This window comes from Bacillota bacterium (assembly GCA_029961055.1).
Classification (GTDB): Bacteria; Bacillota; Sulfobacillia; order JAIMAT01; family JAIMAT01; genus JAIMAT01.
On record JASBVM010000008.1, the window covers coordinates 23,338 to 31,188 of the forward strand.

Sequence of the window (7,851 nt, forward strand, 5' to 3'; positions counted from 1 at the left end):
TGCTTTCTCTCCCATCCTTCGCCCATCCCCCGAACCCGCGCACGGACCGGCGATCGCACGCGCATCGCATCCCAAAGGGGGTGTCAGCTTGGAGGTCACCGTCCGTCTCACCGTCAACGGTCAGCCCGCCCAGGGGAGCGCGGAGCCCAGGACGCTCCTGGTCCACTTTCTCCGGGACACGCTGGGGCTGACCGGAACCCACGTCGGCTGCGACACCAGCCAATGCGGCGCCTGCACCGTCCTGCTGGACGGCCACGCGGTCAAGTCCTGCACGACGCTGGCGGTCCAGGCCGACGGCCACGAGGTGACGACCGTCGAGGGTCTGGCCGACCTGGTCCCGCCCGAGGCCCGGATCGAGGGGCTCCACCCGCTGCAGGCGGCCTTCTGGGAGAGGCACGGGCTGCAGTGCGGCTTCTGCACGCCCGGCATGCTGATGACCGCCGCCGACCTTCTGGCGTCCAAGCCCGACCCGTCCGAGGCGGAGATCCGCGAGGGACTGGAAGGGAACATCTGCCGCTGCACCGGCTACCAGAACATCGTCGCCGCGGTCCGGCTGGCCGCCGAACACCTGCGTTCCGCCGGCGTGAGCCCTGTGGGGGCTTCCGGCGGGACCACGCTGGGCGACGCCGCACGGGGAGGTGCGCGCTGATGCCCACCCTCTTCGGCACCCCGCTCAAGCGCAAGGAAGATCCCCGGCTGATCACCGGGCACGCCACCTACACCGACGACATCCACCTGCCCGGCATGCTGTACGCGGCCATCCTGCGCAGCCCGCACGCCCATGCCCGCATCCGCTCCATCGACGTCTCCGAGGCGGCCCGGGCGCCGGGCGTGGTCCGGGTCTACACGGGCAAGGACCTGGAGGGGAAACTGGGCCCCATCCCCACCGCCTGGCTGGTCCCCGGGGCCGACCTGAAGACGCCGGCCCATCCCGCCCTGGCCTCCGAGCGCGTGCGCTACGCCGGCGACGGCGTGGCGCTGGTGGTGGCCGGGAGCCGCGCGGCTGCCCGGGACGCGCTGGAGAAGATCCGGGTCGACTACGAGCCGCTGCCCGCCGTGGTCGACGCGGAGAAGGCGCTGGCACCCGGAGCGCCCCAGGTCCACGACGACGTGCCGGGCAACGTGGTCCTCCACTGGCGTGCCGGGAACGGCCCGGAGGCGGCCGAGAAGGCGATCGCCGAGGCCGAGGTGGTGGTCCGCCGGCGCATCCGCAACCAGCGGCTGATCCCCACCGCCATGGAGCCCCGCGCCGCCGTGGCCCAGTACAACCCGGCCACGGGCGAGCTGACCCTCTGGGTCACCTCGCAGAACCCGCACATCCACCGCTTCCTGCTCTCCCTGACGCTGGGGATCCCCGAGCAGAAGCTGCGCGTCATCGCCCCCGAGGTGGGCGGCGGCTTCGGCTCCAAGATCCCCTTCTACCCCGACGAGGCGCTGGTCGCCTTCGCCGCCCGCGACCTGGGGCTGCCCGTCAAGTGGACCGAGGACCGCTCCGAGAACTACCGGGCGACCACCCACGGCCGCGACCACGTCCAGGACCTGGTGCTGGCCGGCACCCGCGACGGCCGCCTCACGGCGCTGCGCATCCGGACCGTCGCCAACCTGGGCGCCTACCTCTCCACGGCCGCCCCGGGCGTCCCCACCATCCTCTTCGGCCTGATCACCGCCGGACCGTACACCATCCCCAACGTCGACGTGGAGGTCTTCGGGGTGCTCACCCACACCACCCCGGTGGAGGCGTACCGCGGCGCCGGCCGGCCCGAGGCCACCTACCTGCTGGAGCGCCTGGTCGACCTCTACGCCCGGGAGATCGGCATGGACCCGGCGGAGATCCGGAGGAAGAACTTCATCCCCGCCGACCGCTTCCCGTACGAGACCCCCACGGGGCTGACCTACGACTCCGGCGACTACGAGCGGGCGCTGGACAAGGCGCTGGAGGCGCTGGACTACGCCGGGCTCCGCCAGGAGCAGGCGGAGCTGCGGAAACAGGGGCGCTTCCTCGGCGTCGGCTTCTCCAGCTACGTGGAGATCTGCGGTCTCGGCCCCTCCAGGGTGGCGGGCGCGGTCGGCTTCCAGGGCGGTCTCTGGGAGAGCGCCGTGGTCCGGGTCCATCCCTCGGGCAAGGTGAACGTCTACATCGGCAGCTCGCCCCACGGCCAGGGCGAGGAGACCACCTTCGCCCAGGTGGTGGCCGACGAGCTGGGCGTGCCGGTGGAGGACGTGGAGATCGTGCACGGCGACACCGCGCAGACGCCGATGGGATGGGGCACCTACGGCAGCCGGACGACGCCGGTGGGTTCCGGGGCCCTGGCGCTGGCCGCCCGGCGGGTGGCGGAGAAGGCGAGAAAGATCGCCGCCCACATGCTGGAGGCGGCGCCCGAGGACCTGGACTTCCGCGACGGCGCCTTCCAGGTGCGGGGCGTCCCGGAGCGGAAGGCGACCATCCAGCAGGTGGCGCTGCAGGCGTACCTGGCCTGGAACCTGCCGGAAGGGATGGAGCCGGCGCTGGAGGCGTCCGCCTTCTACGACCCCTCCAACTTCGTCTATCCCTTCGGTACCCACGTGGCCGTGGTGGAGGTGGAGCCGGCCACCGGCCAGGTGAAGCTCCTCCGCTACGTCGCCGTCGACGACCCGGGTCGGGTGATCAACCCGCTGATCGTCGACGGCCAGGTCCACGGCGGCGTGGTGCAGGGCATCGGCCAGGCGCTCTGGGAGGGAGCGGTCTACGACGAGAACGGCCAGCTCCTGACCGGCTCCATGATGGACTACGCGCTGCCGCGGGCGGGCTTCCTGCCGCCCATCGAGACCTACCGCACGGAGACGCCCTCGCCCGTCAACCCGCTGGGCGTCAAGGGGGTGGGAGAGACCGGCACCATCGCCTCCACGCCGGCCGTGGTCAACGCGGTGATGGACGCCCTCGCCCCCTTCGGCATCGACCACCTGGAGATGCCCCTGACGCCCGAGAAGATCTGGCGGGCCGTCCGCGAGGCGGAGGCCCGGAAGGGAGGTGCGGCGGCGTGATCCCGGCGGCCTTCGACTACGCCCGCGCCTCCAGCCTGGACGAGGCGCTCCGCCTCCTCCAGGAGGCGGGACCCGACGCGAAGCTGCTGGCGGGCGGCCACAGCCTCCTGCCGATGATGAAGCTGCGCCTGGCCGAACCGCCCGTGCTCGTCGACATCGGCGGCATCGCGGAGCTCCGCGGCATCCGTCTGGAAGGGGACGAGCTGGTGATCGGCGCGCTCACCACCCACGCCGAGGTGGCCGGATCGGTCCAGGTGGCGGAGGCCTTCCCCCTCCTGGCGCAGGCGGCCGGGGCCATCGGCGACCTCCAGGTCCGGAACCGCGGGAGCGTCGGCGGCAACCTGGCCCACGCCGACCCGAGCTCCGACCTGCCCGCCGTCGTCCTGGCGCTGGAGGCGCGGCTGGTCCTGCGCAGCCCGTCCGGGGAGCGGGCGGTCCCCGCGCGGGAGTTCTTCCTCGGACCGTTCACCACCGCGCTGGAGCCGGGCGAGATCCTGACCGAGGTCCGCTTCCCGCTCCTGGGCGGGCGGACGGGGACCGCCTACGTCAAGCACCCCCACCCGGCCTCGGGCTATGCGGTCGTCGGCGTGGCGGCCGTGGTCCGGCTGGCGGCGGACGGTTCGGTCGAGCAGGCCCGGATCGGCGTCACCGGAGTCGCCCTGAGCGCCTTCCGGGCGGAGGCGGTGGAGGCGGCGCTGCATGGCCGCAAGCCGGATCCCTCCGTCCTCCGGGAGGCGGTCTCCCACGCCACCGACGGGGTGGAGGTGAACGGCGACCTCTACGCCTCCGGGGAGTTCCGGGCCCATCTCTGCCGCCACCACATGACGGAGGCGCTCCAGAAGGCCGCGGCGGCGGCCGCCTGAGCCGCGGGCCCACCGGAGGCCGGATCGCGGTAGGATGGGGGGCGGAGGCTCGAGATGGCGTTCGCCCCCCTCTTCACGCCGCCCCACGGCGGCCGTCTCGAACGGCTCCGCCGGCTGCGCTGGCGCTGGGTGGACGAGGACCGGCCGCAGGAGCCGGCCTGGAACCTGGCGCTGGACGAGGCGCTGGCCGAGGCCGCGGGCGGCGGCCAGGCGCCGCCCTTCATCCGGCTCTGGACCGGCCGGCGGTCGCTGGTCACGAGCCGCTACGACCCCGGCCTCGCCGACCTGGAGGCGGCCTCCGCCTGGTGCCGCCGGCAGGGCTACCAGCTCCTCCTCCGCTCCAGCGGCGGGAGCGCGGTGGTCCACTCGCCGTGGACCCTCAACCTGAGCGTCGCCGTCCCCGTCCGGGAGGGTTTCCCCTCCATCGCCGAGGCCTACGAGCTGCTGCCGGCCGGCCTCCTCCGGGCGCTGGCGGAGATGGGGCTGGAGGTGGGCTTCGGCTCGGTGCCGGGGAGCTTCTGCGACGGGCGCTGGAACCTGGTCGCGGACGGCAGGAAGCTGGCGGGCACCGCGCAGCGCCGCCGCGCCGGCTACGTCCTCTGGCACGCCGTCCTCCTGGTCGGCGGGGGGCGCGCCGAGGTGGAGGCGATGGTCGCCGACCTCCGGGCGTTCTACGAGGCCGCGGCCGCACCCAGCCCGCCCGTTCTGGCGGCCGGTGCCCACACGACGGTGGCGGAGGCCTGGCGCGAGCGCCACCCCTCCCCCGGCCGCCCCGCTCCCTCCCGCGAGGAAGTGGCCGAGCGGATCCGCGACGCCTACCGGCGCCTCTACCCCTTCCTCTCGGCGGAGCCGCCCAGCCGCGAAGAAAGGGAGCGAGCCGCGCGGCTCGCTCCCTCCTTCCTGCCCGAGTCGGCAGGGGCCTGAGCCGGCCTCAGGGCGCGGCGGCCAGCGCGGGCACCAGCGAGCCCGCCAGCGGGCTGCCCAGGCCGGTGACGAAGTCGTATCCCGGGCCGGCGGTGCAGAGGCTGCCGCAGCTCCCGTTGCTGCCCGTGAGCACGTCCCGGTAGTTCTGGGCGTAGAGCGCGCCCGTCGCGAGCTGGTAGAGGAGGCTGTCGGCCCCGGCGAGCGGCGCGGTGCGGCTCTCGTCGGCCAGCGCCACCAGCGCCGCCCAGCTGGGCGCGCCGAAGCTGGTGCCTCCCACCACGTACCAGCCGCTCTGGCCCTGGTAGCGCGTGGAGTCGTAGACGGCCACGCCGGTGTTGGGGTCGGCGTCGAAGCTGACGTCGGGCACGGCCCGCGCGCCGCCCGAGTCGATCCCGTAGGAGACCTGGTAACCGGGCTCCGGCTCGTAGAGGCTGGTGCCGCCGCCCGACCCCGCCCACGCGCTCTCGGGCCCCGTCAGGTCGCCCTGGGCGTCCAGCGGCAGGGTGGTGCCGCCCACGCCCACCACGTCGGGCGAGACGGCGGGCCAGAGGGTGCCGGTGCCGCTGTCGCCCGAGCTGGCCACGTAGACGACGCCGGACCGCGTGAAGGTGGCGTCGTAGCTCGTCTCGCCGGAGAACTCCGACCCGCCCCAGCTCATCGAGACCACCTGGGCGCCCTGCCCGCTGGCGTAGTCCACCGCCTGCAGCAGGTCGCTCAAGCTGGCCGTGCGAGCGACGACCAGGAGGATCCGCGCCCCGGGCGCCAGGGCGTGCGCCCACTCCACGTCCAGGGAGGTCTCCAGCGCCCAGCCGCCGTCGGTCTTCCTGGGCTTGCCGCCCGGGTACGCGATGGTCAGCTGGGCCGGAGGCAGCCCGAACTGCTGGTCGAAGGTGGCCAGGTCCTGCTGGATGGTGGGGCTGCCGTAGGCGTCGACGATGGCGATGGTCTGGCCGGCGCCGGTGGCGCCCAGCGTGTCGAAGCCGTAGGCGTGCCGGATCTGGGCGGGCGTGTAGCCCGCCTGGTACTGGGCGGTGGCCGCGCCGCGGACGTGGATGGGGAGCCGGGCGCTCCCCGCCGGTCCCCGGCTCCCGCTCGGGCCGGGGGCCCCTGCCGCGGCCGCTCCCGGGAAGGATGCGGCGAGAAGCACCGCCGCCACCAGGAGGGGCAGGAGTCGCCGCCACCCCCGCCTGCTTCCCCGGAACAGAAGCCCGTGGATGCCACCCTTCCGGCCTTGCGCCAACTCCTCCGCCTCCTTCGCGCACGTCGTCGGGTCGAAGAGCCGCGGCGCTTGTCCACGGCCCTTTCTCACCCTATTCGCTGGATCGACGCGGCGGCCGGCGACTGGAGGCGAGGGACCGTCGCCGTCTTCCGCCTTTCCACGATCGGCTTCGACACCGGTCGCCCGCCGGGGCGTCTAGCGGGCGGGGGCCGCGCCCTGCTTCCTGGCGACCTCCCGCTGGCGGAGCTCGACGCGCCGGATCTTGCCGCTGACCGTCTTGGGCAGCTCGTCCACGAACTCGATCTCGCGCGGGTACTTGTAGGGAGCCGTCCGCTCCCGGACGAACGCCTGCAGCTCTTCCACCAGCCGGGGGCTGGGTTCCCAGCCCTTGGCCAGGACGACGAAGGCCTTGACGATCTGGCCGCGGACGGGGTCGGGGCTACCCACCACCGCCGACTCGACCACCGCCGGGTGCTCCAGGAGGACGCTCTCGATCTCGAAGGGACCGATCCGGTAGGCGGCGCTGAGGATGACGTCGTCGGCGCGCCCGACGAACCAGAAGTAGCCGTCCTCGTCGCGGTAGGCGCGGTCTCCGGTCAGGTACCAGTCGCCGCGGACCACCTGCGCCGTCCGCTCCGGATCCTGCCAGTACTCGCGGAAGAGGCCGGCCGGCCGGTCGGGGCGGATGCGGATCGCCACGTCCCCTTCCTGGTGGGGCGGGAGCTCGTGCCCTTCCTCGTCGATGACGGCCACGTGGAAGCCGGGCGCCGGCTTGCCCATCGATCCCGGGCGGACCTCCATGCAGGGGAAGTTGCCGACGCAGAGGACCGTCTCGGTCTGGCCGTACCCGTCCCGGATGGTGAGGCCGGTGGCCCGGCGCCAGACCTCGATCACCTCGGGGTTGAGCGGCTCGCCGGCGGCGACGCAGTGGCGGAGCGAGGGGAAGCGGAAGGCGCTCAGATCCTCCTGGATCAGCATCCGGTAGTTGGTGGGCGCGCCGCAGAGGGTGGTGATGGGGTAGCGCGCGAGCAGCTCCAGCGTCTTCCGCGGCTGGAAGCGGGCGCTGTGGTGGACGAAGATCGCCGCGCCCACGATCCAGGGGCCGAAGAAGCTGGACCAGGCCGCCTTCGCCCAGCCGGTGTCCGAGAGGTTCCAGTGCAGGTCGTCCGGCGTCAGGTCGAGCCAGTAGTGGCCGGTCGCGTAGTGGCCGATGCCGTTGGAGGCCTGGGTGTGGAGCGTCATCTTGGGATAGCCCGTCGTGCCCGAGGTGAAGAAGAGGACCGCCGGGTCGTCCGCGCGGGTGTCGCTCCCCTCGAAGCCCGGATCGCCGGAGGCGACCAGCCTCTCGTAGTCGAGCCACCCCTCCCGCTGCCCCTCGACCAGGATGCGGTGGACGGGACCGGCTGCCCCTCCCGCCTCTCCGCCCACCTCGGCCAGCGCCTCGTCCACCTTGGGGGCGTTCTCGCCGTCGGTGACCACCGCCGCCACCCCTGCGGTCCGGAGCCGGTAGGCGATGTCTCGCGCGGTCAGCTGGGTGGTGCCCGGGCTGACGACGATGCCGGCGCGGAGGCTGGCCAGGATGCTCTCCCACCAGGCCACCCGGCGCGGAAGGAGCAGGAAGAGCCGCTCCCCCGGACGGATGCCCAGGCCGAGCAGGGCCGAGGCGAGGCGCCGGGACCGGTCGCGGAATTCGCCGAAGCTGATCCTCCGCTCGTGGCCCTCGTCGTCCACCCAGAGCATGGCCATGCGGTCGGGCGCGGCCGCGGCGTGCCGGTCGAAGGTGTCCCGGGAGAAGTTGAACCGCTCGGGCACCTGCCAGCGGAA

6 protein-coding genes are annotated in these 7,851 nt (G+C 73.6%); 4 read left to right on the forward strand and 2 right to left on the reverse strand.

Going from position 1 to position 7,851, the window contains the following annotated elements:
* The first annotated feature begins 88 nt into the window (after window positions 1-88).
* Genes QJR14_03020 through QJR14_03035 form a run of 4 tightly spaced genes read left to right on the forward strand, consistent with a single transcriptional unit; the run spans window position 89 to window position 4,808 of the window.
* Window positions 89-649: a (2Fe-2S)-binding protein gene (locus QJR14_03020; protein ID MDI3316588.1), complete on the forward strand. Its 561-nt coding sequence runs from the start codon at window positions 89-91 to the stop codon at window positions 647-649.
* Window positions 649-3,021, forward strand: coding sequence for a xanthine dehydrogenase family protein molybdopterin-binding subunit (locus tag QJR14_03025; GenBank protein MDI3316589.1), 2,373 nt, complete (start codon window positions 649-651; stop codon window positions 3,019-3,021). The genes QJR14_03020 and QJR14_03025 overlap by 1 nt, the downstream gene beginning before the upstream one ends.
* Entirely contained in the window at window positions 3,018-3,884 is an 867-nt protein-coding gene (locus tag QJR14_03030; GenBank protein MDI3316590.1) for a xanthine dehydrogenase family protein subunit M, read from the forward strand. The genes QJR14_03025 and QJR14_03030 overlap by 4 nt, the downstream gene beginning before the upstream one ends.
* A 54-nt stretch (window positions 3,885-3,938) precedes the next feature.
* The gene (locus QJR14_03035) at window positions 3,939-4,808 is read left to right on the forward strand and encodes a hypothetical protein (GenBank protein ID MDI3316591.1); all 870 of its coding nucleotides are present in this window, start codon (window positions 3,939-3,941) and stop codon (window positions 4,806-4,808) included.
* Window positions 4,809-4,815: 7 nt separating this feature from the next.
* On the opposite strand, the gene QJR14_03040 is transcribed toward QJR14_03035, so the two are convergent.
* Both QJR14_03040 and QJR14_03045 read right to left on the reverse strand, forming a co-directional pair.
* Window positions 4,816-6,012 (reverse strand): S53 family peptidase, encoded by a 1,197-nt coding sequence (locus QJR14_03040; protein ID MDI3316592.1) that lies wholly within the window; start codon window positions 6,010-6,012, stop codon window positions 4,816-4,818.
* 210 nt (window positions 6,013-6,222) lie between these two features.
* The coding region (locus QJR14_03045) for an AMP-binding protein (GenBank protein ID MDI3316593.1) at window positions 6,223-7,851 on the reverse strand (1,629 nt) is incomplete at its 5' end.

Bases quoted from the DNA above. Each gene is read 5' to 3' on its own strand.
- QJR14_03025 (MDI3316589.1), top strand. From the start codon at position 649: ATGCCCACCCTCTTCGGCACCCCGCTCAAGCGCAAGGAAGATCCCCGG.
- QJR14_03035 (MDI3316591.1), top strand. From the start codon at position 3,939: ATGGCGTTCGCCCCCCTCTTCACGCCGCCCCACGGCGGCCGTCTCGAA.